Source organism: Microbacterium sp. NPDC056052 (assembly GCF_042266785.1).
Lineage (GTDB): Bacteria > Actinomycetota > Actinomycetes > Actinomycetales > Microbacteriaceae > Microbacterium.
Genome location: NZ_JBHJWV010000001.1, coordinates 475723 through 500957, shown reverse-complemented (window position 1 = coordinate 500957; position 25235 = coordinate 475723). Strand labels below are relative to the sequence as shown.

Genomic DNA, 25235 nt, shown 5'->3' with positions numbered 1-25235 from the left:
CCGAGTTCGTCCGCAGTGGTCGTCGTCTTTCCAGAGGCGGAACTTCCTCGAAGGATCACGAGACGAGTGGATTCGTTGCCGACAGAGGTCACGCCTATATCCTGTCAGCATGCGAGGATGCGGTGATCCCGTGTACTGGTGACGTCCTGGAGCCAGGCTGGCGAGCAGCAGATACCGTAGTCGGGTGCGTATCGGCGACATCGACATCCAGCCACTGTTCGACGGCACGGGGCAGGAGGTCGCGGGCGAGATCATCTCGAGGTTCGGCGTTCCCGATGCGTGGCGCTGCCATCCGGAGGTGTTCGGCGAGGACGGGCACTGGGAGTTCCCTGTCGGAGGGTTCCTCGTCCGCACTGGTGACCGCGTGGTGCTGGTCGACGCGGGCGTGGGTCCCCTGGACGAAGACGGCTACCGGGGCGGCGAGCTGCTGCGTCAGCTCGCCGGGCACGGGCTGGGCCCTGCCGACGTCACCGACGTCCTCTTCACGCACCTGCACTTCGACCATGTGGGCTGGGCTTCGGTCGACGGTCGCGTGACCTTCCCGAATGCGACCCACCGCGCCCACGCCGCCGATTGGCAGCATTTCGTCGCGGGGGAGGACGCCACCAGCCCCGCCGCGGAGAAGTTGGCTCCGCTCGGAGCTCAGCTCGAGCTCTTCGACCGCGATCACGTGATCGCGCCGGGCATCGACGCGCGCTGGGTGCCTGGCCACACTCCGGGCACCACGGTCTTCGTGCTGTCATCCGGGGCCGAGCGGGCGGTGCTGCTCGGTGACGTGGTGCATTCCACCGTGCAGTTCGGGGAACGGGACTGGACCGTGGTCTGGGATGTCGATCCGGATGCGGCGTCCCAGGTGCGCAACCGCTTTGCGGACGACGCCGCTGAGACCGGTGCGCTGCTGGCCGCCGCGCACCTGCCAGGGATGAGATTCGGCCGCATCGTAATCACGGGCGGCACGCGCAGGTTCGTCGCGGTCTCCTGACGCGCCCCGGCCGGCCAATTGAGCGCCCCTTGCTGATGGGTAGCCCCGTTGCCCACAAGTTCGCTAGTCGAACCTCCGGACGCCGACGCCTGCACTCATGCGGGTGCCGGCACGTACCGCATCACGTTCGTCTCTCGGCGCTCGAAGCCCACGGAATCGTATAGCCTCAGTGCCGACTTTCGCGAGGGGCGGGAAGTCAGATCGAGCGTGCGAAGACGCCGGCGAGCCGATTCCTCAGTGATCGCTTCGAGCAGAAGTCGCGCGATGCCGCGTCCGCGTGCCTGGTGGCCGACAACGACGTCTTCAACGATGCCGCGCCAGCCGGTCACGAGCGGGAACGTCACCAGAGTCGCCATTCCAACCAGGCGCCCCGCGTCGCGCGCAACGAAGAGATCGACGTTCGGCGCGTCAACCATTGCCTGCACGCGGGCGGCGTCGAAGGTGGCCGTCGACGACAGCTGAGCGAGGAGGATGTCTAGCTCTCGAAGGTCGTCGTCCGTGAGAGTCTCAGCAATCGCAACATCGATCTCGTCTGCCATACCGCGAGCCTATGGCAAGGCGACCGGACGACTTCTGATGGGTAGTGCCCGTTGCCGGAGCCTCACTGTCAGCATCGCGCGGTCGCCGGTGCGAGGCGTTAGCTTTGACGGTAGCAGCGCCGACAGACACGGCCCTCCGGCCTGGTGGTGCAAATCGAACGCAGGTCCGGCTGCAGCGTGCGCAGTGCGGGACAGAGCCGTCGCGTCTGTCGCTCCCGTTGCGCAGATGCGGGACGCCGTGGCGGTGACCGTGACGGGGACCTGCTCCTCGAACGCGCAGTCCAGAGTGTCGAGGATCGCTCCGAGCAGCATGAGGTTGATCCTCTCGGGCGTTCCGCTGGGGAGCCGGTAGAGCTGGGAATCGGAGAGGGTAATGCGGCGGTCGGCAAGGTGGGGGATCAGGTCAGAGATGGTGGTCGTTCCGAGGGCGGCCATGAGCTCCTGAAGTCGCCAGCTGTGTTCAACACGTCGAATCATGAGGGAACACTGCTGAGTGGTGACGGCTTGCTCGGCCATGCGCGCGATCGCGTCGTCCAAACCAGGCGAGGGGAGTCGCGCCGGGTGTCGTATTCGCATCTACAGGGAATAGGTCATGTTCTGCTGGTGATCCGGTGTCTCCGTTTTCCAACAGCTCGGGTGGGAAACGGTGCCGACCGGACTTTCTGCGCGAAGTAGGGAGGGACGCTCAGCTTTCATCCGCCACCGACACCGCCTAGCATCGCTGACATGATGGGTCGGACGCGGTGATCGTGCGACGCGCGGAGTCTGGTGACGTCATGGCGCTCGTCGAGCTGCGCGCAGAGATGTTTGAGGCGATGGGCGTCGCGAACGAGGGCGCAGCATGGAGAGAAGCGGCCCGGAGCTGGTTCGAGACTCATCTTTCTGACCGCGCGGTCGGTGTGTTCGTCGCCGACGTCGACGGAGTCGTGGTCGCATGCGCTCTCGGCGTCATCCGCGCAGGGCTCCCGTCGCCGGCCGTCGTCGATGGACGCGATGTCGCGGTCAGCAACGTCGTCACGCGGTCCGGCTGGCGAGGGAGAGGAAACGGACGCGCGGTCTTCGACGCGGTTATCGCCTGGGCGCGAGAGGACGGCGTCACGAGGGCCGAGCTGATGGCCACGTCTGACGGACGTCGGATCTACGAACGCGCCGGGTTCGCGCCGACCGAGCATCCCGCGATGCGCGCAATGCTCGACGGATAGCCGGCGTTACGCGAGGGAGCAGCGCCAGTCACGAAGCGTGAACGTGCGCAGGCTTCCGACCGCCGGTCTCCGTCGGGAACAGGGGAGCGGCATGCTCGATGCCGAATCGGGGCCCTGCGCGCGCCCAATGATCGAATATGTCGACCGACCAGTCGAACACGGTCAAGGCCGTGCGCTGCGTCGAGGGAGACCCCTTCATCGCTTTGCCCATCCGGACCCGCAAAACACCCCATTCGCTGAAATCCGTCGGGGACGATCAGGCGCCGCAGATGCGCGAAGAACTCATCAGCGTCACCAGGAGCCACTGAGATAACGAGGCCGGCCATACGCCGCACCGCGACGCTGCGCCGACGCACGGTCGGCATCTTGACGTCGCTCGCGAGTTTCTGAGCCTTCCACCGGCGCCAGTCCAGCCACCGCCATCAGGGAAGGGGCTTCTGCAATTTACGCAGGAGCCCCTCATGTGGACTGACATAATGTTGATTATCAGTGATTCCGGATGGGGTTCCTTGGCGGCGTCAGCTCATGACGATCGCGCTATGCCGCCTGTCGTGGTTGCCTCCAGGAAATCGTTCCGCTCTGCGCGCGTACGAGGACGACGTGCTCGTGCTGCTGCAAGAACACGGCGCCGTGCCCAATGCGCCGTCGCATAGCGCGACGCGAGACGAGGCGCAGCTGGTCGAGTGCCGCCTCAGAGGCACCAGGGCGCACATCTCGCAGATCCACGCCGGTACGCCCGGTCCTCGTCCGAACAGACCACTTCTCTGCGGCGCGCTCTGCGCGGACCCTCAATCAGGGTGAACTGACATAACGCAATCGGTTTTGTTATCATATGCGGTCGGTCATGCCGAAGCCGCGCGCTGCCTCGCCGCCTCGTACAGCATGAGCGTTGCGGCGTTCGAGGCGTTCAGGGAGCTCGCCGATCCGCTCATCGGCACCCGCACGATCACGTCCGCGGCGTCACGCCAACCGCGCGCGAGCCCGGTGGTCTCGTTGCCGATCAGCACCAGCGACGGCTGAGTGAAGTCGTAGTCCCACACGTCCACGTCGCCGTGCTCGTCCGTCGCGACCAGCGTGAGCGGTGTCCCTTGTGCGCGCACCTCGTGCACCCAGTCGAACACCGGGCCTCCCGAGGCCGTGCGTACGACGGGTGTGGCGAACAGCGAGCCGGTCGAGGCGCGGACCGACTTCGGATCGTACGGATCCGCGGCATGCCCGGAGACGATCAGCCCGTGTCCGCCGAGGGCATCCATCGAGCGCAGGATCGATCCGATATTGCCGGGCTGAGTCGGGCGGTCGAAGACCATCCCCAGGAAGTGCTGCGGCACCGGGATCCGCGACAGCTCATCGTCGGGCATCGCCACCACGGCGATGATCTCGGTGGCGCCCTCATCCTTGTCCGCGAGCTCAGCGAGCAGCGCAGGGCTCATCGCGATCGTCTCCGGCGCCTGCTGGAGCACCTCACGAGCCCAGGGCGACAGGGAGCGCTCCGCATCGTGGATCGCGGTGAGGATGGTCCACCCGTGCTCGATCGCCTGAGAGATCGGACGCACACCCTGCACGACGAAGCGATGCTCGCGCAGCCGATGGTTGCGATTGCGGGTCAGCGCCTCGAGCAGCTGGAACCGCGAGTTGCGCGTGGAGATCCGAAGGTCTGCCATTGTCTCCCCTTCACGCCCCCACGTAGGCAGCGAGGTGCTCCCCCGTGACCGTGGACTTCGCGGCGACCAGATCGGCCGGCGTGCCCTCGTAGACGATGCGCCCGCCGTCGTGGCCGGCGCCGGGCCCGACGTCGATGATCCAGTCGGCGTGCGCCATAACCGCCTGATGGTGCTCGATCACGATCACCGACCTGCCGGCATCGACGAGCCTGTCGAGCAGTCCCAGCAGGTTCTGCACGTCGGCGAGGTGCAGTCCCGTGGTCGGCTCATCCAGCACGTAGGTCGCTGCACCGTCAGCCATCTGGGTGGCGAGCTTGATGCGCTGGCGCTCTCCGCCGGACAGCGTGGACAGCGGCTGACCGAGCGACAGGTACCCGAGTCCGACGTCTTCGAGCCGGCTCAGGATCGCGACCGCGGCGGGGATCTTCGCCTCTCCCCCGCGGAAGAACTCGTGCGCCTGCGCGACGGGCATGTCGAGCACCTCGGTGATGTCCTTCCCCGCGAGCTTGTACTCGAGCACCGCAGCCTGAAAGCGCTTTCCGCCGCAATCCTCGCAGGGACTCTCGACCGTGTCCATGAAACCGAGCTCGGTGACGATGACGCCCGCACCCTTGCAGGTCGGGCATGCGCCCTCGGAATTGGCGCTGAACAGCGCCGGCTTCACTCCGTTCGCCTTCGCGAACGCCTTGCGGATCGGCTCGAGCAGTCCGGTGTAGGTGGCCGGGTTGCTGCGCCGAGACCCCTTGATCGCGGTCTGGTCGATCGAGACGACGCCCTCGCCCTTGGCGACGGAACCATGGATCAGGGAGCTCTTTCCGGATCCGGCGACACCGGTGACCACGGTCAAGACGCCGAGCGGCACGTCGACGTCGACCGCCTGCAGGTTGTTGGTCGTGGCTCCGCGCACCTCGATCGCCCCGCTGCGCTCGCGCACCTCGGGCTTGAGGGCGGCACGATCGTCCAGGTGCCGACCGGTGAGCGTTCCGCTGGCGCGGAGTCCCTCGACCGTGCCCTCGTAGCAGATCTCGCCGCCGGCGCTGCCCGCTCCGGGCCCGAGGTCGACGACGTGGTCCGCGATCGCGATGGTCTCCGGCTTGTGCTCGACGACCAGCACGGTGTTGCCCTTGTCACGCAGCTGTTCGAGCAGGCCGTTCATGCGCTGGATGTCGTGCGGGTGCAACCCGATCGTGGGCTCGTCGAACACGTACGTGACGTCGGTCAGCGAGGATCCGAGGTGCCGGAGCATCTTGATCCGCTGCGCCTCTCCGCCGCTCAGCGTGCCGCTCGGCCGCTCGAGCGACAGATAGCCGAGCCCCAGCGTGACGAACGCCTCAAGGTTGGCCCGCAGCGCCTCGAGCAACGGGCCCGCGCCGGGCAGGTCGAGGCCGCGCACCCAGGCCGCGAGGTCTGTCACCTGCATGCGGCAGGCGTCCGCGATGCTCACGCCCTCGATCTTCGAGGAGCGCGCACCCTCCGTGAGTCGCGTGCCGTCGCACTCGGGGCAGACCGCGAAGGTCGCGACACGCTCGACGAAGGCGCGGATGTGCGGCTGCAGGGCCTCGACGTCCTTGGACAGCATGGACTTCGTGATCTTCGGGATCAGCCCCTCGTAGGTGATGTTGATCCCGTTGATCTTGACCTTGGTGACCTCGCCGTACAGGAAGAGCTGACGCTGCTTCTCCGTGAACGCCGAGATCGGCTTGTCGGCGGGATAGAACCCCGACTCGGCGAACTGGCGCACCATCCAGCCGTCCGCGGTGTATCCGGGCACCATGATCGCGCCCTCGTTCAGGGACTTCGTCTCATCGACCATCTGGGTGAGATCCAGATCCGACACCGCTCCCCTGCCCTCGCATCGCGGGCACATGCCGCCGAGGTAGATGGCGTCCTTGACGATCTTCTTCTCGCCGCCGGGTCCCGTCATCACGCCACTGGCCTTCTGCGTGGGGATGTTGAAGGAGAACGCGGTCGGCCCTCCGATATAAGGGGTGCCGAGCTTGGAGAACAGGATCCGCAGCATCGCGTTGGCATCGGTCACGGTGCCGACCGTCGAGCGCGGGTTCGCCCCCAGGCGCTCCTGATCGACGAGGATCGCGGTGGTCAGCCCCTCGAGCACGTCGACGTCGGGACGCGGAACCGACGGCATGAAGCCCTGGACGAACGCGCTGTAGGTCTCGTCGATCATGCGTCGCGATTCTGCCGCGATGGTGTCGAAGACGAGCGAGCTCTTCCCGGATCCGGAGACGCCGGTGAACACCGTCAGCCGGCGCTTGGGCAACTCGATCGAGACGTCCTTGAGGTTGTTCTCCCGGGCGCCCTGCACCCGGATCGCGTCGTGGGTGTCGGCGATGTGCGACTCGGTGATCGGCATGCTGCTCCGTATCGTGCGGGCGGAAGGGGGCGGGACAAAAGGATAGCGGTGCTCGCCGACGCACCGGCGGGCACCGCGGAGGGGTCAGGCGACCTGCTGGAGGCGGATCATGTTGCCCGCCGGATCGCGGAACGCGCAGTCGCGGATCCCGTACGGCTGGTCGATCGGCTCCTGCACGACATCCGCGCCGCGCGCCTCGATCTCGGCGAACGCGGCATCCACGTTCTCGGTGGCCAGTACGACGCCGCCGAAGCTCCCCTTCGCCATGAGCTCCAGGATCGTGCGCCGCTCATCGTCGTTGATGCCGGGATCCACCGCGGGCGGCGTGAGCACGATGGAGGTGTCGGGCTGGTTCGCCGGCCCGACCGTGAGCCAGCGCATCTGCTGGTATCCGACATCCTTGCGGAGCTCCCATCCCAGCACATCGCGATAGAAGCGGAGCGACTCCTCCGCGTCGGTGTGCGGAAGGAAGCTGGCGTTGATCATGATGTCCATGCCGCTCACGCTACGCCGGAGGATCCCGCGGGGCTTCTCGATTCCTGATCGGTCTCGTCGCCTGCTTCTCGATCCACGACGGGATGCCGGGACCCAGCCCCGGGTCGGCGCGGTATCGGCTCGGCGAGACCCCCACGAGTTCGGAGAAGCGCGTGCTGAAGGTTCCCAGCGACTGGAAGCCCACGGCGAAGCACGCCTCCGTCACGGAGACGTCCCCCCGGCGTAGCAGAGCCATCGCGCGCTCGATCCGGCGCGTCATCAGATAGGAGTAGGGAGGCTCGCCGTACACGAGCTTGAACTGCCTGCTGAGGTGCCCGGCGGACATGTGGACGCCCGCGGCCAATGCCTCGACGTCGAGCGGCTGCGCGTACTCCCGGTCGATGCGGTCCCGCACGTTCCGGAGGGCCGCGAGATCGCGCAGGCGATCGTCATCGGCGGCCGAGCTCATCCCCCGATCTTCGCACGACGGACGGGACACGGATGCTCGCCGTTGCGGGCTCGGTCGCAGCGGCCGCTGTACAGTGTGGGCATCCCCAATTCCCAGGGATTACTCAGAAAGGGTCATCCTCATGTCCGAAGCAGTTGCCGGAGCGAAGAGCCTCGTGAAGTCGCTTCGAGTGTTCCTCGCCGTCTCGGGTGTCATCGCCCTCATCGCGGGCATCGTCATGCTGGTGTGGCCGGTCAAGACCGCCTTCGTCCTCACCGGCATCATCGCCGCCTACCTGATCGTCGCCGGTGTCGTGTACATCGGACTCGGCATCTTCAGCGCCGGGAAGTCCGGATGGGCCCGACTGGGGCACATCCTGCTCGGCGTGCTCTACATCGTCGCCGGCGTCATCGCCTTCACGAACATCCAGTCCGCCGCGATCGCGTTCGCCCTCGTGACCGTGATCTTCATCGGCGTGAGCTGGATCTTCGACGGCGTCGTCTCGCTCACCCTCATGGGCAGCGACGGATCGAAGACCTGGACGCTGCTGTACGCACTGCTCAGCATCATCGCCGGCATCGCCGTGATCAGCCTGGGTCTCGCGGCCGTGCCGTTCTTCTGGCTGTTCCTCGCGATCTCCCTCGTCGTGCTCGGGATCGCTCAGATCATCCGCGCGATCACGATCGGCAAGGACGCGAAGGCCGCAGCCGCGGCCGCCGGACTCTGACCCGAGCGCGCGTCCCAGACGGAAGCGGCCCGGAGCTCATGAGCTCCGGGCCGCTTTCCTGTGACTGCGGGACGTTACTCCGCGACGAATCCGCTGACGTCGCCGATCAGGCGGGTGTGGTCGGCCGGAACCGGCTCGACAGCGGCCTGCGCCACCTCGGCGGCGAACTCCGCGACGTTGTACAGGCGTCCGGCCGACTCGCGGCGCTGCGAGATCGCGCCGGGGTTGGCCCGCTCCAGCAGCGTGGCGGTGATGGTTCCCTCGATCATGTCGCCGGAGACGACGACGAACTCGACGCCCTGCTCCTCGATCGAAGGGATCAGTTCGCGCAGGGCGTCCTCGCCGGCACGCTTGGAGAGCGCAACAGGCTCGTACTCGGGCATGGTCGGCGTGGTGCGGATGAAGTGAGCCTGGTGGCTCGTGACGAACACGATACGGCCACCCTTGCGCAGCAGCGGAAGCGCGGTCTGGAGCACGCTGACCTGGGCGTCGCGGTTGAGGCGCAGCGCGTAATCCTCGCCCATGTTCGACTCCATGCCGCCGGAGGCGTTGAGCACCAGGACGTCCAGGCCGCCGAACTCCGCCTTCACCGCGTCGAACATCTCGGCCACCGACGCCGGGTCCGTCAGATCGGCGCCGACAACGAGCGCACGGCGACCGAGCGCCCGCACCTCGTTCGCGAGCTTCTCGGCGCGGGGGGCCTTGTTGCGGAAGTTGATGACGACATCGGCGCCGGCCTCGGCGAAGTACCGGATCGTGTCGGCTCCGATCCCGCGGGAGGATCCGGTGACGAGGGCGACCTTGCCGGTCAGTGATTCGGCGGGAAGGATCTGAGACACGGAGACTCCTCGAGAGGGTGCGCACGCGGCGCGCGGGTGGGACCAGATCACCCTACCAATCCGCGTGATTCCGCGGCGCGTGACGCGGAGGCGGCGCACAGGCCGCGTGATAGGTTGGCAAAAAGAGGGGGCGGTATGGATACGATCCTGCAGATGTTCCAGGACTGGGCGTGGATCGGCTGGCTGGTCCTCATGGTCCTGTTCTTCGTCATCGAGATCTTCACGCTCGACATGACGTTCCTGATGCTCGGCCTCGGTTCTGCGGTCGGTCTCCTCTCCACGCTCACGGGATGGCCCGTCTGGGTGCAGGTGATCATCGCCGCACTCGCCGCCGTGCTGCTCATCTTCGTGCTGCGACCACCGCTGCTGCGGCGCCTTCACCGCGGCGAGGACCAGACGCGATCGAACGTCGACGCCCTGCTCGGTCTGCACGGCACCGTGCTGCTCGAGGTCACCGCGCTCACCGGCCAGGTCAAGCTCAGCAACGGTGAGACCTGGACCGCCCGCCTCGCGTCCGACGCGCCCGTCATCGCGCCCCTCTCCCCCGGCGCCCCCGTGACGGTGTCGCGCATCGAAGGCGCCACCGCTTACGTCCGTTCCGCCCACGTCTAGGAGAAACAGGAGCAGCCCGTCATGGACAGCGCATCCTTCATCCCCACCGCTATCGGGTGGATCCTGGCGATCGCCGTCATCATCTTCGTGCTGGTGACGATCGCGCGATCGGTCAGGATCATCCCGCAGGCGACCGCCGGTGTGGTCGAGCGGCTCGGCAGGTACCACAAGACCCTGATGCCGGGTCTGAACCTGCTCGTGCCGTTCATCGACCGTCTGCGTCCGCTCATCGACATGCGCGAGCAGGTCGTCTCGTTCCCGCCGCAGCCCGTGATCACCGAGGACAACCTGGTGGTCTCGATCGACACCGTCGTCTACTTCCAGGTGACCGACGCCAGGGCCGCGACCTATGAGATCGCGAACTACCTCGGCGCCGTCGAGCAGCTCACCACGACCACGCTCCGCAACGTCGTCGGCGGCCTGAACCTCGAGGAGGCGCTGACCAGCCGCGACAACATCAACGGGCAGCTGCGCGTCGTGCTGGACGAGGCGACCGGCAAGTGGGGCATCCGCGTCGGACGCGTGGAGCTCAAGGCCATCGACCCGCCCGTCTCCATCCAGGACTCGATGGAGAAGCAGATGCGTGCCGAGCGTGACCGTCGCGCGGCGATCCTGACGGCCGAGGGCACGAAGCAGTCGCAGATCCTCGAGGCGGAGGGTCAGCGGCAGGCGGACATCCTCCGCGCCGAGGGTGAGAAGCAGGCCGCGGTGCTCCGCGCCCAGGGTGAGGCGGAGGCGATCCAGAACGTCTTCAACGCCATCCACCAGGGCCAGCCCGACGACAAGCTGCTCGCCTATCAGTACCTGCAGATGCTGCCGAAGATCAGCGAGAGCGCATCCAGCAAGCTCTGGATCATCCCGAGCGAGTTCACGGAGGCCCTGAAGAACTTCGGCGGCGCGTTCTCCCCGGGATCCGGCGGATCCACGCCGTTCACCCCGAAGGCGCCCACGACGCCGGCTCCGACAACGCGCGCTGCCGCATCGGCCGCTGCAGTTCCCCCTGCGTCCGACGGCGTCGCGTGACGCACCCGTATTTCCAGGGCGCTTCGGCGCCGCGAGTCCTCGCTCACCGCGGTCTGGTGGGCGAGGACTCGTCTGTGTTCGACAACTCCGCTCTCTCCCTCGCGGCCGCGGACGCGGCGGGTGCGGAGTACGTGGAGACCGATTGCCGGGCGACCGCCGACGGCGATGCCGTGCTCTTCCACGATGAGACCCTGCAGCGGCTGCTGGGCGATCCCCGACCCGTCGCCGAAGTGACGACGTCCGAGCTTTCCAGGCTGTTCGCCGCCCACGGCGGACTGCTTACGCTCGCGGAGGCGCTCGACTCGTTTCCGAGGCTGCGGTTCAACGTCGACGTGAAGGCGCGCGCGGCCGCGGAGGACGTGGGGCGCGCTGTCGCCGCGCACGGGCATCGGGTGCTCCTCACCAGCTTCGACGACCGCAACCGGCATGCCGCGCTGGCAGCCGCCGTGCGGGCCGACGCGGAAGTGCTGCCCGCCTCGTCCGGTGGGAGGAACGCGATCGCGACGTTGCGGCTGGCCTCCGGGCTCCGTCTGCGGGGCTGGGCGCGGAGGATCCTGCAGGGGCTCGACGCCGTGCAGATCCCCGAGCGATTCGGTCCCCTGCGCGTCTTCACCCCCTCCCTCGTCCGGGCCGCGCACGACTCCGGGGTCGAGGTGCACGTGTGGACGGTGAACGACCCGGAGCGCATGCGGGCCCTTGTCGCCGCCGGCGCGGACGGCATCGTCACGGACCGGGCGGACGTCGCCCTTCGGGCGCTGGCACCGCACTGAGATCCAGTCTCACCAGAAAGAAGACCCAGTCCCGATCGACCCGGGAAGCGGCTTCGGGCTGGGTATCGACTGTGAAAGCCTTCATGGTTTGCCCCCTTCGCATCTTCTGCACAGGCCAGGCCGCTATACCTGAGGGCGACGAGAGGACCACACAATGGCAGATCGCAGCCTTAGAGGAATCCGACTCGGCGCCCAGAGCCTTCAGAGCGAAGAGGGCGTCGTCTTCATGGAACGCCAGCAGAGCGCATACACCTGCGACTCCTGCGGCCACGTGACCACCCTGATGTTCTCGGCCGATGCCGAGCCGCCGACCACGTGGGAGTGCCGCGCGTGCGGCGCCGACGCCCGCCTGCAGATCGACGGCAAGCCCGTCGAGATCGCGGAGGACGGCGACAAGGCCGGACGCACGCACTGGGACATGCTTCTGGAGCGCCGGACCCGCGCGGAGCTCGAGGAGCTCCTGGAGGAGCGTCTCGCCTTCATCCGCGCCCGTCGCGGTGCCGGTGAGGATCCGACGCGCGAGCGGATCGGCGCCTAAGCCCCTGACCGGCCTCGTCGCACCCGCGCGGATATCCCCGCGAACGCGACGACGAGCAGCCCGCCCCACAGCAGGATCTGCTCCAACCAGGGCCCGATGAGAACCCCCGCGGTCGCCCCGGTGTGCAGCTCGACATCCTCGAGCAGCGCACCGGGGCGATCCTCGTTCAGAGACGCCTGCGTGGACCCGTCGGCCCGGATCACCTGACTGGTGCCGACGGTCGAGATGTTGACGACCGCGCGTCCAGTCTCCACCGCGCGCATGCGTGCGATCCCGAGCTGCTGCAGGTTCTCCTCGGTGCCGCGGAAGTCGGCATTGTTGGTCTGGAAGACCAGCACCTGGGCACCGGATCCGATGCCCTCCGCGATGAGGTCGTCATAGATCACGTCGAAGCAGATCGCGAGCCCCACCGGGGTGTCTCCGACGCGGACGACCGGGGCATCCGTGCCCGGGGTGTATTCCCGTCCGATCAGGCCGATGAGATCGGGCACGATCGCGTTGTAGAACGCGCGATCCGGGACGTACTCGCCGAACGGCACCGGGTGGCGCTTGGCGTGCGTCTGTACGTCATCCCGGGCCAGGAGACGCTGATTGCCGGCGGGCCACAGGAACGAGGTGTTGTAGAACAGCTCGCCCTTCTGCGTGGCCGCATTCGCGAGGATCGGGGCGTTCACCCGAGCGGAGATCTCATCGAGCGCGTCGGCCAGCACGGGGTACCGGAACGGATCGTCGTCCAAACCGCCCTCCGGCCAGACCAGGAGATCCATGCGCTTGCCGTACAGGGGTTCGGTGGCCGCCGCCTGTGAGGTCAGGACGGACAGCGGTTCGCGCTGGTCGAAGTAGCCGGTCGGACCGTTGCCCTGGACGGCTCCGATGCGCATGGAGCCGTTCGCGGTCGTCGGAAATGACGGCAGGAACGCGAGCAGTGCGACGAGCGCCACGGGGAGCACGAGCGCCACGGCGCGCGGGCGACGTCGCCTGCGCACGAGCTCGACGAGGAACGCGGCGAGGAGGACCATCAGGAATCCCAGCCCGCTGATCCCGATCCAGCTCGTCACGCGCGCCGCAGACGTGTCGGACAGCGTGTACGCGATGCGCGCCCACGGGAATCCGCCGTACGGCCAGTTCCCCAGGAAGAGCTCCCTGCCGACCCACAGCGCGGCGACGATGACCGAGAGCACGAGCGACCGAGCCGGTCCAGGGCGCATGATCCGGGGGATCCACCGGTACGCGAGCGTCACCGGGATCAGCGCGATCGCGGTCAGGGCGCCTTCGAGCAGCCCGAGCGCGAGCCACGGGATCGGCCCGAGATAGCGCGCCGTCCACGAGACGAGGACCAGGAAGAACACCGCGCCGTACACGAAGCCCACCAGCAGCGCTGACCAGGTGCGGCGGCCGATCAGGGAGAGCAGAAGCAGGGCCACGGCGGGGAACGCCACGATCCAAAGCGAGAGCGCCGGGAACGCCAGGTTCAGCAGGCCACCCGCGGCCGCCGCGGCGAGCAGGGCCGCCCACAACGGCAGCACCGCACGGGCGGCGGCGGTCGGGACGCTGCCGGCGTCAACGGGCGAGGTGAGGCGGGTGGTCACGGTCACATCGACGAATAGGCGACGATGCCGCGGCGGACGCCGTCGAGAGCGGTGCGGGCGGTACGAGCCGTCTCCGCGTTCGGAGCGACGATCGAGAGCTGATCCAGCAGATCGATCGTCTGCTTGGCCCAGCGCACGAAGTCCCCTGCGGCCATGTCGGCGTCTTCCAGCACGGCGTCGAGCGCGCTTCCGCGCGCCCAGGCGTGCATCGCACCGGCGAGTCCCGCAGAGGGGCGGTCGGATCCGGGAAGCCGGTTGTCGTGCTCGAGGTCGTCGAGTTCGGCCCAGAGCTCCTGCGTGCGCTCCCAGGCGATCCTGAACCGGCCTCGCGGCAGATCCCGAGGGTCGATGGAGCCGTCATCACGGCGCGGCTCGTAGACGAGCGCACAGGCCATCGCCGCCAGGGACGGCGCGTCCAGGCCGTCCCACAGGCCGCGCCGGAGCGACTCCGCCACGAGCAGGTCGCGCTCCCCGTAGATGCGCTGCATGGTGCGACCCGCATCGGTGAGCGTCAGCGCGTCGCCGCTTCCCTGCACGTAGCCGACCTCCGTGAGCACGTCGAGCACACGGTCGAACACGCGGGCGACCGTGCCGGTGCGGTTCTCGATCTGGCGCCGAGTGCGATCCGTCTCGCGCTTGAGCTTCCAGTACCGCTCGGCCCAGCGCGCGTGCTGCTCGCGATCGGGGCACCGGTGGCAGGCATGGCGCTGCATCGCGCGGCGGAGCGACTCGATCTGATGGAGCCGCTTCTCGCGCACGCCTCTCGGCGCCTGCTGGTCGGCGCGGTTCTTCTTCTCCAGGTCGCTGAGCTCGCGCCGGATCGCCGAGTACTCCGTGAAGTCGCCGCGGTCGCACGTCATCGACCCGAGGTAGCCCTCGAGCGACGTCTCGGCCTCGCGCACCGTGCGAGCCAGACCCACGACGGCCCGATCCGCCTGGAACTGCGCGAAGGACGACTCCAGCACTTCGCGGGAGCGATTGCGCCCGAAGCGGTCCAGCAGGTTCACCGCCATGTTGTACGTGGGCCGGAAGCTGGAATTCAGCGGGTAGGTGCGCCGCGAGGCCAGGGCTGCGACAGCCTGGGGATCCATGCCCTCGGTCCACTGCACGACGGCGTGCCCCTCGACGTCGATCCCGCGGCGACCAGCGCGTCCGGTGAGCTGCGTGTACTCCCCCGAGGTGATCGCGACCCGCGCTTCGCCGTTGAACTTCTCCATGCGCTCGAGCACCACGGTGCGCGCCGGCATGTTGATGCCCAGCGCGAGCGTCTCGGTCGCGAACACGACCTTGAGCAGGCGCTGCTGGAAGAGCTCCTCGACGATCTCCTTGAAGGCGGGCAGGAGGCCCGCGTGGTGCGCCGCGATGCCACGCTCCAGGTTGTCCAGCCAGTCCCAGTAGCCGAGCACGGCCAAGTCCTCGTCGCGCAGCGTGCGCACGCGGTCCTCGACGATCGCGCGGATCTCGCGCCTTTCTTCCGCCGTGGTCAACCGCAGCCCTGAGCGGCGCACCTGCTGCACCGCGGAGTCGCATCCCACCCGGCTGAAGATGAAGAAGATCGCCGGCAGCAGGTTCGCACGGTCGAGCAGGTCCACGACCTGCGGGCGATCCAGCCGCTCGATGCGGCGGACGTTGGCCGAGCGCACCGGGCGCTTGCCGCCTCGCTGCGGACGCCGTCCCTGTGCTCCCGCGTGACGTGCGCTGCGGTACTGCTGCGCGTCGCGGTTGCGCTCGTAGTTGGCGCCGCCGAACGAGCGAATCCGCAGCAGCTCCTGGTTGACCTGCGCGGTCGCGATGCCTGCCCGGTCGTCGAACAGCGGCAGCAGGTCGTCCCGCACGAGCACGTGCTGTTCCAGCGGCACCGGGCGCGTCTCGGAGACGATGACCTCGGTGCCTCCGCGGACGGTGTCCAGCCAGTCGCCGAACTCCTCCGCGTTCGACACCGTTGCGCTGAGTGCGACGAGCCGCACGCTCTGCGGGAGGTGGATGATGACCTCTTCCCACACGGCCCCGCGGAACCGGTCGGCGAGGTAGTGCACCTCGTCCATGATCACGTAGCGGAGGTCGTCGAGGGCTCGGGAGTCCGCGTAGATCATGTTGCGCAGCACCTCGGTGGTCATCACCACGATCCGCGCAGAGCCGTTGATGTTGACATCACCCGTGAGCAGCCCCACCTGGTCCGCTCCGTAGACGTCGACCAGCTCACGGAACTTCTGGTTCGACAACGCCTTCATCGGCGTCGTGTAGAACGCCTTGTCCGACGGGGTCGACATCGCCTGATGGATCGCGAACTCGCCGATGATCGTCTTGCCCGCACCTGTGGGCGCCGCGACGAGCACGCTGCTGCCGCGTTCCAGGGCGTGGCAGCCCTCGACCTGGAACGGATCCAGCTGGAAACGCTGCATCGCGGCGAAAGACGTCGTAGCGGGGTGGTCCTGAGCGGCGCGGGCGGCGGCGTAACGATCCGCCGGTGAGGTCATGCCGTGGGCTCCTCGAGGAGCTCCTGCTGGCGCTTGTGCTTGCGCCTGTCGAAGAGCAGCGACAGACCGGCCGCCGCGAAGTACAGCACGATGAGGATGCCGGCGAGCATCAGCATGCTCACCACATCGGCAGCGGGGGTCGCCAGGGCGGCGAACAGGCAGGCGATGAGGATCGCGATCCGCCACGCCTTCAGGATCGCCCGGCCCGACATGATGCCCGCGAAGTTCAGCGCGACGAGGAACACCGGGATGATGAACGAGACGCCGATCACGATCATCAGCTTGAAGACGAAGTCGTAGTAGTCCTGTGCGTTGTACAGGTTCTGCGCGCCCTCAGGCGTGAAGCCCGCCATGAGCTCGATGATGTGCGGCATCACCAGCACGCCCACGTAGCAGCCGGCGAAGAAGAGCGGCACCGCGGAGGCGACGAAGCCCACCGTGTACCGGATCTCCTTCTTCGTGAGGCCGGGCATGATGAACGCCCAGATCTGCCAGAGCCAGACCGGCGCGGAAAGGAAGATGCCGATCGAGAAGGCCATGCGCATGCGCAGATCGAAGGGCGCCGTCACCGATGAGAAGGTGAAGCCGACGAGGTCCTTGCCGCGCTCCTCCGCCACCTGCCGGATGGGGCCGGTGACGAAATCGAGGATCGGATCCGTGATGAAGAAGGCGATCACCATGCCGAGCACGAGCGCGCCTGCGGCAATGACGAGGCGCTTGCGCAACTCGATGAGGTGCCCCGCGAGGGGCATGGTGCTGTCGCGACGCGGCTTCCGCCCCTTCGTCGCCGGTGACGCGTCGGTCACGCCCGTCAGCGCTGGGTACCGGCGTCGTGCGGCGGGTTGACAGCGGTGGTGTCGGCGACGTTCGGCGCGGCGGTCGGCAGAGCGGTCGTGGCAGGCGCCTGCGTCGATGCGGTCGTGGCGGCATCCGTCGCCGAGGTTGCGGCGTCGTCGTCCTTCATGGCCTTCATCTCACCCTTGAAGACGCGGGCCGACTGCCCCATGCTCTTCGCGAGCGCGGGAAGCTTGGCCGCGCCGAACAACAGCAGGATGACGGCGAGGATGATGACCAGATGCCATCCGTTGAGTCCGGCGAACATGATGATCTCCCTTGATGGATCGGGTGTTGGGCCACAGTCTACCGTGACTGCGGGGTGGTTTGTTCGGAGTACAGCGCGAGTGCCGCGATCGCCCATTCGCGAGCGGCGGATCGGGCCGATGCGGGCTCGAGGATCTCCACCGCACCGCCGAAGCGAGCGGCCAGCCGCTTCAGGCTGAGCGGATCCCCCACATGCAGCGTAGCGGTCATGGAACCGTTCTCCACGTCGGCCTCGGCGCGGCGCAGATAGTCGCGCAACAGCGGGGCGAGGCGCTCCGGGAAACGGATCACCGCCTCATCGCGCTCCTCGTTCCCGGCGAAGAGCTCCGGGACGGGCTCGTCGCCGTGCGTGATCGGGATCCCGGTGAGGCGCGGTTCGCTGACGCGGTCGAGATGGAAGGTGCGCATCGCACGGCGCAGGTGGCACCAGCCCTGCAGATACCACTGCCCGTTCGTGATCAGCACCGTCACCGGGTCGACGGTGCGCGTCGTGGGCGCCGCATCGGGCGCACGATAGGTGAACGACACCGCGACGTGCTCCTGCAGAGCGGTCGCGACGACCGTGCGGACCTCGTCGACGGGACCCGGCGCGACGATGACGTCTGCGGGCAGTCCGGCGGCACCGCGGGACAGCTTCGCGATGAGCCCCTGCACCACCCCCGAGTCGGCGACGCCCGGCACGGCCGAAGCCAGCTGCAGGCCGGCGACCAGTGCCGCCGCCTCGCGCGCCGTGAACTTGGGCACGCGTCGCAGTCCCACATCGTTGGTGATCTCGATGATGCCCTGCTCGTCGAGCAGGTCCCAGTTGATGTCGAACAGCTCCTGCGGCGCCTGCCAGTAGCCCTCGTCGCCGGGCAGCCCGATCACGGTGAGCTTCTCGACCATGGCCCGCATCTGGGCCTCGGTCATGTCGAATTCCGCCGCGGCCTCGGCCAGCGACACCTCGCCGCGCTCGAGCAGGTACGGCACGAGCGTGAGGTACGCGCGGACGCGGTCCGAGCTCAGCAGAGGTCTGCGCTGCGCCATCATGCGCCGCCCTTCGCATCGGTGTGCGCGGCGACCGCGGCGCGCAGGCGCACGATCACGGCGTCCCGCAGCACAGCGGGTTCCACGACGCGCACCTCAGGCCCGTACGAGGCCAGCTCGTCCGCGAGGATGTGCAGATCCACGTACGGCACGCGGATGCCCTGCAGCGCCGGCTCCGCGCGCCGGCCCAGGCGCAGCGCCGCCTCGGTGCCCGGCGTGATCTCGAGCAGCGCGGAGTGCGCGGCGGCGACGGCCTCCAGGCTCGCGAGCGCCCGCTCCCCCGCGCCTTCGCGCAGTTCAGCGGGAAAGGCGTCGTTCGTGACCTTCACGTCGCCGACGATGCGCGTGAGCAGGAACATGCGGTCGCCCTCGGCGTCCACGTCGCGCCCGAACACGTGCCACCGCGCCTCGTACTCGACGAGCGCGAGCGGCTGCACGCGCCGGCGGCGAGGCGCCTGCTCCCCCGGCTTCAGGTAGTCGAACACCACGACGACGCTGCGCTCGATCGCACCCTGCAGCGGGGCGAACGCGGCGTCACGGGCCGTGATCCGCGGCGCGAAGCCGATGATCGGCTCGTCCACGTCGATGCCCAGAGCGCGGATCTTGCGCACGCCGGCCTGGGCGTCGGCGGACAGCGATTCCTCGCTCCAGACGCTTCCGGCGAGACGCAGGACCGCGAGCTCCGCCGGCGTGAACTCGATGTCGACCGGCAGGTCGTATTCCGCCTTCGGAATACGGTAACGGGCCTCGCGAAGGTCATTCGGGTCGGCGTGGTCGCCCAGTGTCTCGATCGGGATGCCGAGCGCCCGCAGCTCGTCCTTGTCGCGCTCGAACATCTTGTCGAGCGCGTCCGCGCGGCCCTCCGCGCGCTGGCGGTAGCCGGAGACGGAGGCGAGGATCTGCTGCTTGGTGAGGCCGATCTCCGTGGCCATGAGCGCCACGACGAGGTTCGTCAGGCGCTCCTCCGCGGGGATCCGTTCCGCCATCTACTGCCCCGTCGCGGAGGAGTTGTCGATCCCGAGGATGTCGACGACGATCGCCTGGGTGCCGTTGCCGTCCGAACCGGTGCTCTGGCCGGCGGCGGCCGGGGGCACGACCAGGAGGACCTGGGATCCGACGGTCTGGCCCTCGATGCCGGCCGCGCCGGAGATCACGGCGGACTGCGAGTCCCACGTGCTGTTGACGACCTTGCGGGTGTCCCAGTCCACGCTCGTGAACTGCACGCGGACGCCGTCGGTCTTCTTGACCTTGGCGCCGTCGCCGTGGACGAGCGTCTGCACGACCTGCTTGGTGGGCTTCTTGGCGTCGGGGATGATGATGCCGGGGCGGCCGTCAGGAGCGCGCACCACGGTCGGAAGGCCGAGCGCGTCGTTGTACTCCAGGGATCCCTCGGCGTGCGGAAGGAACACCGTGCGCACGTCGACGACGCCGACCGCGTCGCCCTTCGCGGCCGTACCCGCGGGGAAGCCGATGAGCAGGCGGGAACCGGCCGTCGCGCACTCCAGCGCGTCTCCGAGCACCTTGGCCTGCGCGGCCAGGGTGTTCACATCGGCCACCGCGGTCGTGCCGTCGAAGCCGGTCGCGCCGATCCGCTGCCCCGTCTGCGCGTCGTAGAGCGCGATGTCGGCGACGAAGGGCTGGTTCTTCGCGGTGATCGCGGCGCCTGTGCCGTGGATGAGGTCGTCGACGCTCGCCTTCTGCACCTTCGTGGGCAATGACAGGGTGACCGACGGCTCCTTGCCGAAGTCGCCCTTCACCGTCACGGAGTTCGTGAGCGCGGAGGAGGTCGGCATCTCGGAGCAGGCCTGTCCCGCGAAGGACGGACCAGCGGAGCAGCCGGCCAGCGCGAGGGCGGCGAGGCCGAGGGTGATCAGAGCAGCGGCAGTCTTACGCACGCGCTCCAGTCTATGCGGACGGATCCGCGGTCCTCGCCCCATCCTCGTCCGCGTCGCCCGCAGCGGCCAGCCGCGCGCCGCCCGCTGCCCGCTGCGCCTCGCGGACGCGCTTGCGCAGGTTCTTGTCGGTGATCTCGCGATCGCCCACCGCGCCGGGGGTCCACAGCTCCACGTCCTCGTCGCCGTAGCTCGGCTTCTTGGCGGCGCGGCGCTTCACATCGGGCGGGATGGCGCCCGGCGCGAGCCGGCGCGCCGTGACGAGGAAGCCCGTATGCGCGACCATGCGGTGATCCGGACGCACGGCCAGGCCCTCGACGTGCCAGCCGCGGACCATCGTCTCGGACGCCTCCGGCTCGGTGAAAAGGCCCGTGGCGCGCAGGTACTCCGCGACGCGGGACAGCTGGGTGGCGGTCGCGATGTAGCAGAGCACCACGCCGCCGGGCGCGAGGGCCTCTGCCACGGCGTCGATGCACTCCCAGGGCGCGAGCATGTCCAGCACCACGCGGTCGACGGCGCCGGCGGCGAACTCGGTGGAGAGCTGCTCCTGGAGATCGCCCACCACGATCTTCCATGTCTCGGGCAGCTCTCCGAGGAACGTCTCCACGTTGGCGCTCGCGACCTCGGCGAAGTCGTCCCGGCGCTCGAACGAGACCAGGCGCCCGGCGGGTCCGATCGCCCGCAGCAGCGACAGCGACAGCGCGCCGGATCCGACGCCGGCCTCGACGACCGTCGCCCCGGGGAAGATGTCGGCCTGGGTGAGGATCTGCGCCGCATCCTTCGGGTAGACGATCGCCGCACCGCGGGGCATCGACATCACGAAGTCGCGCAGCAGCGGGCGCAGTGCCAGGTACTCGTTCCCGGAGCTGTTCGCGACCACGGATCCGTCCGGAAGGCCGATCAGATCGCGATGGCGCAGCACGCCATGATGCGTGTGGAGCTCGCCGTCCTCGCGCAGCGTGACGGTGTGCATCCGGCCCTTCGGACCGGTCAGCTGCACACGGTCGCCCTCGCGGAACGGACCGCTGGGTCGCTGGGCGCTCACAGCGCGGCCTCCGCCCTGGCGGCGCGGACGCGGGTGAACTCGGCGGAGAGGTCGTCGACCCCCCGTCCGGCGAGCGAGTCCCAGAGGACATCCGCGTCGAGGCCTTCGAGAGCGACGATGTGCGGCACCCCGATCGCGACCGCACGGGCGGACACGGCGGCCTGCAGTCCCGTGGGCGAGTCCTCGAGGGCCACCGTGTCGGCGATGTCCACGCCGAGGGCGTCAGCCGCCTGCAGATACGGGTCGGGGAAAGGCTTGGGCCGCTCGACGTCGTCGCCGCCGACGATCACGTCGAACGCGTCGAAGCCGACCAGCGAGGCGATGTCCTCGGCCATGCGCCGCAGCGACATGGTGACCAGCGCGGTGCGGATGCCCGTCTCGCGCAGTTCGCGGAGCAGCTCGCGCGCACCCGGCCGGAACGGCACCCCGTCCTGCTGCAGACGCACCCGCACGCGCTCGGTGAGCTCGTCGACGATCTCCTGGGCGCCCATCTTCACTCCGGCGCCCTGCAGGATGACGGCGCTGTCGATCAGGCCGCTGCCGACCAGCTGCAGCGCCTGCTCATGCGTCCACGCGCCACCGAACGACTCGACGAGATCGGTCTCGGCGTCCATCCAGTACGGTTCGGTGTCGACAAGGGTTCCGTCCATGTCCCAGAGGACCGCGCGAGGGTGCTGATTCACTCCCCCATCGTACCGGCGGCCCGCGCCCCCGCCGGTGGCGGGGACTAGCCTGGACGGAACACACGGCGCAGGTCGCCGCAGGAAGGAACACTGTGCAGGTACTCGGAACCCGGATCATCGTCGCCGCCTTCGACGGGTGGAACGACGCCGGTGAGGCCGCGTCCGCCGCTGCGGAGCAGATCGACGACGGCAGCTTCGACGTCGTGCACGCCGCGGATCCGGAGCTGTACTTCGACTACCAGTGGGCCAGGCCGACCCTCGAGCGCGACGACGAGGGCAACCGCAGCCTGCGCTGGCCCTCGGCGCGGATGCTGCGCCCGACCGCCGCCTCCGACGGCGCAGAGCCGCGGCTGTGGCTGCTCACCGGCACTGAGCCCGCGCGCGCCTGGCAGGCGTTCAGCGCCGAGTTCATCGACGCCGCCCTGAGCGAGGACATCACGGGATTCGTCACTCTCGGCGCGATGCTCTCGGACGTGCCGCACACCAGGCCGATCTCGATCTTCGCGTCGAGCGAGAACGCGGAGGTCCGTGAGGCGCTCGGGATCGAGCGCTCGACCTACGAAGGGCCGATCGGAATCCTCTCGGCGCTCGAGCACGCGGCGGAGCAGGCGGGGATCCCCGCGCTCTCGCTCTGGGCCAACGTGCCGCACTACGTGCAGACCGGCGGATCCTCGCCCAAGGCGACGCTCGCGCTGCTCGACCGGCTACACGAGGTGACCGGTGTCGACGTCCCGCGCGGGCAGCTCGCCACCGAGGCCGCCATGTGGGAGGCCACGATCGACGCGGCCGCCGCGGAGGACGAGGAGATGGCCGCCTACATCGCGCAGCTCGAGACGAAGCGCGACACCTGGGATTCGCCCGACGCTTCGGGTGAGGCCATCGCTCAGGCCTTCGAGCGGTTCTTCCGCCGCAACGGCGAGGGCCCGGGCGAGCACAAGCGCTGAGCCGCAGGTTCCTGAGCCTGTCTAAGGGCCCGGGAGTCGATCGGCGTCGCCGTCCGATGCGTCCTCAGGGCTTGATCACGCCCAGCGCGAGCATGACGATCAGCGCGATGCCGAGCAGGATCCGGTAGACCACGAACGGCAGGAAGCTGCGCTGCGAGATCCAGCGCATGAAGAACGCGATCACGCCGAGCCCCACGACGAAGGCGATGCCCGTGGCTGCGAGGGTCTCCCCCGCGGAGAAGACGCTCGGCTCGCCGATGCTCTTGACCGCTTGATAGACGCCGGATCCGAAGACCGCAGGGATCGCGAGCAGGAAGGCATAGCGGGCGGCCGCTTCGCGCTCGTACCCGAGCAGCAGGCCGGCCGTGATGGTGCCGCCAGAGCGGGAGACGCCCGGGATCAGCGCGAGGGACTGGGCGAGGCCGTACACGATGCCGTGGCCGAGGGTGAGGTCCTTGAGCTTGCGATGCCGAGCCCCGATCGCGTCCGCGATGCCCAGCAGCACACCGAACACGATCAGCATGATCGCGACGAGCCAGAGTGAACGGAAGACGGTCTCGATCTGGTCCTTGAAGACGAGGCCCAGCACCACGATCGGAATGCTGCCGATGATGATCAGCCACCCCATCCGGGCGTCGGGGTCGTTGCGCGGGATCCGGCCGATCAGGGCCGCCCACCAGCTCCCGATGATCCGCACGATGTCGCGCCAGAAGAACACCACCACGGCGGCCTCGGTGCCGATCTGGGTGATCGCGGTGAACGCGGCGCCCGGGTCCTGAGCGCTCGGCAGGAAGGCGCCGACGATCCGGAGGTGCGCGCTGGAGGAGATGGGCAGGAACTCGGTGAGTCCCTGGACGATTCCCAGGAAGATGGCTTCGAGAAGGTGCATGGATCGCTTTCGCGTCGTGCGCAGGCTCGCGCGGTTCGGTCGGTCGGTGGGCGGTCAGGTGATCCGGCGCGGACGCTCAGTAGTTCCGCAGCAGGTCGGTGAGCACGCGCTGCCCGAACACCAGGGACTCGATCGGCACCCGCTCGTCCACGCCGTGGAACATCCCGGTGAAGTCGAGATCGGCGGGAAGCTTCAGCGGTGCGAAGCCGTACCCGGTGATGCCGAGGTACGCGAGCGCTTTGTTGTCGGTGCCTGCGCCGAGCAGGTACGGGATGACCGGGACGCCCGGATCGTGCCGTTCGAGCGCCGCGACCATGGCATCGACGAGGGGGCCCGCGAACGGCGTCTCCATGCCGATGTCCTGGACGACCATCTCGATCTCGATGTCGTCGCCGACGAGTGCGCGCAGCTGCGCGAGCACGTCGTCCTCCTGGCCCGGGATCACGCGCACGTCGATGAGCGCCTCGGCGCGCTCCGGGATCACATTGTGCTTGTATCCGGCCTGCAGCACGGTCGGATTGGTCGTCGTGCGCAGCGTGGAGCGCAGGAACGCCTCCGCGGGGCCGGCGGTCGCGGCGAGGGCGTCGGGGTCGTCCACCGGAAGTCCCGTCAGAGCGCTCATCCGGTCGAGGAACTCGCGGGTGGTGTCGGTCAGCTGGATCGGCCACGATGTGCGACCGATCGCGGTCACGGCCTCGGCGAGCCTCGTGACGGCGTTCTCGGGGTGGAAGCGGCTGCCGTGGCCGGCCCTCCCCTTCGCGATGAGGCGAATCCACATCAGCGCCTTCTCCCCCACCTGGAGGAGGTAGGCACGCTGGTCTCCGACCGGGATCGAGTAGCCGCCGACCTCGCTGATCGCCTCGGTCGCGCCGGCGAACCACTCGGGGCGGTTCTGCACGACCAGAGCCGAGCCCTCGACGCCGCCGTTCTCCTCATCGGCGAAGAACGCCAGGATCAGGTCGCGTTCTGGCCGCTCCCCCGCGCGCAGGATCTCCGCCACCGAGGTGAGGATCATGGCGTTCATGTTCTTCATGTCGACCGCGCCGCGGCCCCAGAGCATGCCGTCCTGCACGACGCCCGCGAACGGGTCCACGCGCCAGTCGTCCGCCATCGCGGGCACGACATCGAGATGGCCGTGCACGACGAGCGCCGGTTTGTCGCTGTTCCTGCCGGCCACGCGCGCCATGACATTCGTGCGCCGCGGGATCGGTTCGTAGTATTCCGGCTGAAGGCCGAGCGCCTCCAGGTACGCGCCGACATACTCCGCGGCCTCGCGTTCGCCCTTCGCGTCACCACCGCCGAAGTTGGAGGTGTCGAATCGGATGAGCTCGGCGGCGATCCGCGCGACCTCGGGAAGTTCGGCATCCGGCTGGGGCATGCGTCCAGGCTACCGAACGGCCGAG

The 25235-nt window shown here is 68.6% G+C and carries 27 protein-coding genes; 9 read left to right on the top strand and 18 right to left on the bottom strand.

The window, feature by feature from the left end; genetic code table 11:
- The first annotated feature begins 184 nt into the window (after positions 1 to 184).
- Complete coding sequence (locus tag ACFC1J_RS02455) at positions 185 to 982, top strand: MBL fold metallo-hydrolase (RefSeq protein ID WP_375902147.1); 798 nt, start codon at positions 185 to 187, stop codon at positions 980 to 982.
- A gap of 95 nt (positions 983 to 1077) precedes the next feature.
- On the opposite strand, the gene ACFC1J_RS02450 is transcribed toward ACFC1J_RS02455, so the two are convergent.
- Positions 1078 to 1521: a GNAT family N-acetyltransferase gene (locus ACFC1J_RS02450; RefSeq protein ID WP_375902145.1), complete on the bottom strand. Its 444-nt coding sequence runs from the start codon at positions 1519 to 1521 to the stop codon at positions 1078 to 1080.
- 9 nt (positions 1522 to 1530) lie between these two features.
- Positions 1531 to 1998: a helix-turn-helix domain-containing protein gene (locus tag ACFC1J_RS02445; RefSeq protein WP_375902723.1), complete on the bottom strand. Its 468-nt coding sequence runs from the start codon at positions 1996 to 1998 to the stop codon at positions 1531 to 1533.
- 299 nt (positions 1999 to 2297) lie between these two features.
- Here ACFC1J_RS02445 and ACFC1J_RS02440 point away from each other — a divergent pair, with 299 nt between their 5' ends.
- Both ACFC1J_RS02440 and ACFC1J_RS02435 read left to right on the top strand, forming a co-directional pair.
- Positions 2298 to 2723, top strand: coding sequence for a GNAT family N-acetyltransferase (locus ACFC1J_RS02440; RefSeq protein WP_375902143.1), 426 nt, complete (start codon positions 2298 to 2300; stop codon positions 2721 to 2723).
- A 137-nt stretch (positions 2724 to 2860) separates the two neighbouring features.
- Positions 2861 to 3031 carry a hypothetical protein gene (locus ACFC1J_RS02435; protein WP_375902142.1) on the top strand — a complete coding sequence of 57 codons (171 nt, stop codon included), beginning with the start codon at positions 2861 to 2863 and terminating at the stop codon, positions 3029 to 3031.
- A 534-nt stretch (positions 3032 to 3565) separates the two neighbouring features.
- On the opposite strand, the gene ACFC1J_RS02430 is transcribed toward ACFC1J_RS02435, so the two are convergent.
- The 4 genes from ACFC1J_RS02430 to ACFC1J_RS02415 form a co-directional block, all read right to left on the bottom strand.
- Positions 3566 to 4384 carry a TrmH family RNA methyltransferase gene (locus ACFC1J_RS02430; protein WP_375902140.1) on the bottom strand — a complete coding sequence of 273 codons (819 nt, stop codon included), beginning with the start codon at positions 4382 to 4384 and terminating at the stop codon, positions 3566 to 3568.
- A 10-nt stretch (positions 4385 to 4394) separates the two neighbouring features.
- Positions 4395 to 6755, bottom strand: a complete 2361-nt coding sequence (locus tag ACFC1J_RS02425; RefSeq protein ID WP_375902138.1) for an ATP-binding cassette domain-containing protein — start codon at positions 6753 to 6755, stop codon at positions 4395 to 4397.
- Positions 6756 to 6839: 84 nt separating this feature from the next.
- A complete protein-coding gene (locus ACFC1J_RS02420; protein WP_233309455.1) occupies positions 6840 to 7250 on the bottom strand; it encodes a VOC family protein in 411 nt (136 codons plus the stop codon).
- 10 nt (positions 7251 to 7260) lie between these two features.
- Positions 7261 to 7698, bottom strand: a complete 438-nt coding sequence (locus ACFC1J_RS02415; protein ID WP_375902136.1) for a helix-turn-helix transcriptional regulator — start codon at positions 7696 to 7698, stop codon at positions 7261 to 7263.
- Positions 7699 to 7819: 121 nt separating this feature from the next.
- Between ACFC1J_RS02415 and ACFC1J_RS02410 the strand changes: the two genes are divergently transcribed.
- The gene (locus tag ACFC1J_RS02410; RefSeq protein WP_375902134.1) at positions 7820 to 8404 is read left to right on the top strand and encodes an HdeD family acid-resistance protein; all 585 of its coding nucleotides are present in this window, start codon (positions 7820 to 7822) and stop codon (positions 8402 to 8404) included.
- Positions 8405 to 8478: 74 nt separating this feature from the next.
- Here ACFC1J_RS02410 and ACFC1J_RS02405 read toward each other — a convergent pair whose 3' ends face one another.
- Positions 8479 to 9243, bottom strand: coding sequence for an SDR family oxidoreductase (locus ACFC1J_RS02405; protein ID WP_375902132.1), 765 nt, complete (start codon positions 9241 to 9243; stop codon positions 8479 to 8481).
- 135 nt (positions 9244 to 9378) lie between these two features.
- On the opposite strand from ACFC1J_RS02405, the gene ACFC1J_RS02400 reads away from it, so the two are divergent.
- From ACFC1J_RS02400 to ACFC1J_RS02385, 4 genes are all read left to right on the top strand, one after another.
- Positions 9379 to 9855, top strand: coding sequence for an NfeD family protein (locus ACFC1J_RS02400; RefSeq protein ID WP_045273126.1), 477 nt, complete (start codon positions 9379 to 9381; stop codon positions 9853 to 9855).
- Between the two features lie 21 nt (positions 9856 to 9876).
- A complete protein-coding gene (locus tag ACFC1J_RS02395) occupies positions 9877 to 10878 on the top strand; it encodes an SPFH domain-containing protein (protein WP_375902129.1) in 1002 nt (333 codons plus the stop codon).
- The gene (locus tag ACFC1J_RS02390; RefSeq protein WP_375902127.1) at positions 10875 to 11648 is read left to right on the top strand and encodes a glycerophosphodiester phosphodiesterase family protein; all 774 of its coding nucleotides are present in this window, start codon (positions 10875 to 10877) and stop codon (positions 11646 to 11648) included. The genes ACFC1J_RS02395 and ACFC1J_RS02390 overlap by 4 nt, the downstream gene beginning before the upstream one ends.
- Positions 11649 to 11802: 154 nt before the next feature.
- Complete coding sequence (locus ACFC1J_RS02385; RefSeq protein WP_375902125.1) at positions 11803 to 12186, top strand: RNA polymerase-binding protein RbpA; 384 nt, start codon at positions 11803 to 11805, stop codon at positions 12184 to 12186.
- On the opposite strand, the gene lnt is transcribed toward ACFC1J_RS02385, so the two are convergent.
- The 9 genes from lnt to ACFC1J_RS02340 are packed head-to-tail and all read right to left on the bottom strand — an operon-like array spanning position 12183 to position 21999.
- Complete coding sequence (gene lnt, locus ACFC1J_RS02380; protein WP_375902123.1) at positions 12183 to 13775, bottom strand: apolipoprotein N-acyltransferase; 1593 nt, start codon at positions 13773 to 13775, stop codon at positions 12183 to 12185. The two genes, ACFC1J_RS02385 and lnt, sit on opposite strands and share 4 nt — an antisense overlap.
- A 2-nt stretch (positions 13776 to 13777) precedes the next feature.
- A complete protein-coding gene (locus tag ACFC1J_RS02375) occupies positions 13778 to 16252 on the bottom strand; it encodes a DEAD/DEAH box helicase (protein ID WP_375902121.1) in 2475 nt (824 codons plus the stop codon).
- Positions 16249 to 17004 (bottom strand): twin-arginine translocase subunit TatC, encoded by a 756-nt coding sequence (tatC, locus tag ACFC1J_RS02370; protein ID WP_375902720.1) that lies wholly within the window; start codon positions 17002 to 17004, stop codon positions 16249 to 16251. Before tatC ends, ACFC1J_RS02375 begins: the two co-directional genes overlap by 4 nt.
- A 59-nt stretch (positions 17005 to 17063) precedes the next feature.
- The gene (gene tatA, locus ACFC1J_RS02365) at positions 17064 to 17354 is read right to left on the bottom strand and encodes a Sec-independent protein translocase subunit TatA (protein WP_375902119.1); all 291 of its coding nucleotides are present in this window, start codon (positions 17352 to 17354) and stop codon (positions 17064 to 17066) included.
- Positions 17355 to 17392: 38 nt separating this feature from the next.
- Positions 17393 to 18382 (bottom strand): helix-turn-helix transcriptional regulator, encoded by a 990-nt coding sequence (locus ACFC1J_RS02360; protein WP_375902117.1) that lies wholly within the window; start codon positions 18380 to 18382, stop codon positions 17393 to 17395.
- Complete coding sequence (locus ACFC1J_RS02355; protein ID WP_375902115.1) at positions 18379 to 19365, bottom strand: helix-turn-helix transcriptional regulator; 987 nt, start codon at positions 19363 to 19365, stop codon at positions 18379 to 18381. The genes ACFC1J_RS02360 and ACFC1J_RS02355 overlap by 4 nt, the downstream gene beginning before the upstream one ends.
- The gene (locus ACFC1J_RS02350; protein WP_375902114.1) at positions 19366 to 20274 is read right to left on the bottom strand and encodes an FKBP-type peptidyl-prolyl cis-trans isomerase; all 909 of its coding nucleotides are present in this window, start codon (positions 20272 to 20274) and stop codon (positions 19366 to 19368) included.
- A 10-nt stretch (positions 20275 to 20284) separates the two neighbouring features.
- The gene (locus ACFC1J_RS02345; protein ID WP_375902112.1) at positions 20285 to 21316 is read right to left on the bottom strand and encodes a tRNA (adenine-N1)-methyltransferase; all 1032 of its coding nucleotides are present in this window, start codon (positions 21314 to 21316) and stop codon (positions 20285 to 20287) included.
- A complete protein-coding gene (locus tag ACFC1J_RS02340; protein WP_375902111.1) occupies positions 21313 to 21999 on the bottom strand; it encodes an HAD family hydrolase in 687 nt (228 codons plus the stop codon). The genes ACFC1J_RS02345 and ACFC1J_RS02340 overlap by 4 nt, the downstream gene beginning before the upstream one ends.
- 92 nt (positions 22000 to 22091) lie before the next feature.
- Between ACFC1J_RS02340 and ACFC1J_RS02335 the strand changes: the two genes are divergently transcribed.
- On the top strand, positions 22092 to 22943 hold the full coding sequence (locus ACFC1J_RS02335; RefSeq protein WP_375902109.1) for a PAC2 family protein: 852 nt from the start codon (positions 22092 to 22094) through the stop codon (positions 22941 to 22943).
- Between the two features lie 64 nt (positions 22944 to 23007).
- Here ACFC1J_RS02335 and ACFC1J_RS02330 read toward each other — a convergent pair whose 3' ends face one another.
- Both ACFC1J_RS02330 and ACFC1J_RS02325 read right to left on the bottom strand, forming a co-directional pair.
- On the bottom strand, positions 23008 to 23832 hold the full coding sequence (locus ACFC1J_RS02330; RefSeq protein ID WP_375902107.1) for an undecaprenyl-diphosphate phosphatase: 825 nt from the start codon (positions 23830 to 23832) through the stop codon (positions 23008 to 23010).
- A gap of 76 nt (positions 23833 to 23908) precedes the next feature.
- Positions 23909 to 25210: a M20/M25/M40 family metallo-hydrolase gene (locus tag ACFC1J_RS02325; RefSeq protein ID WP_375902106.1), complete on the bottom strand. Its 1302-nt coding sequence runs from the start codon at positions 25208 to 25210 to the stop codon at positions 23909 to 23911.
- Positions 25211 to 25235: the final 25 nt, after the last annotated feature.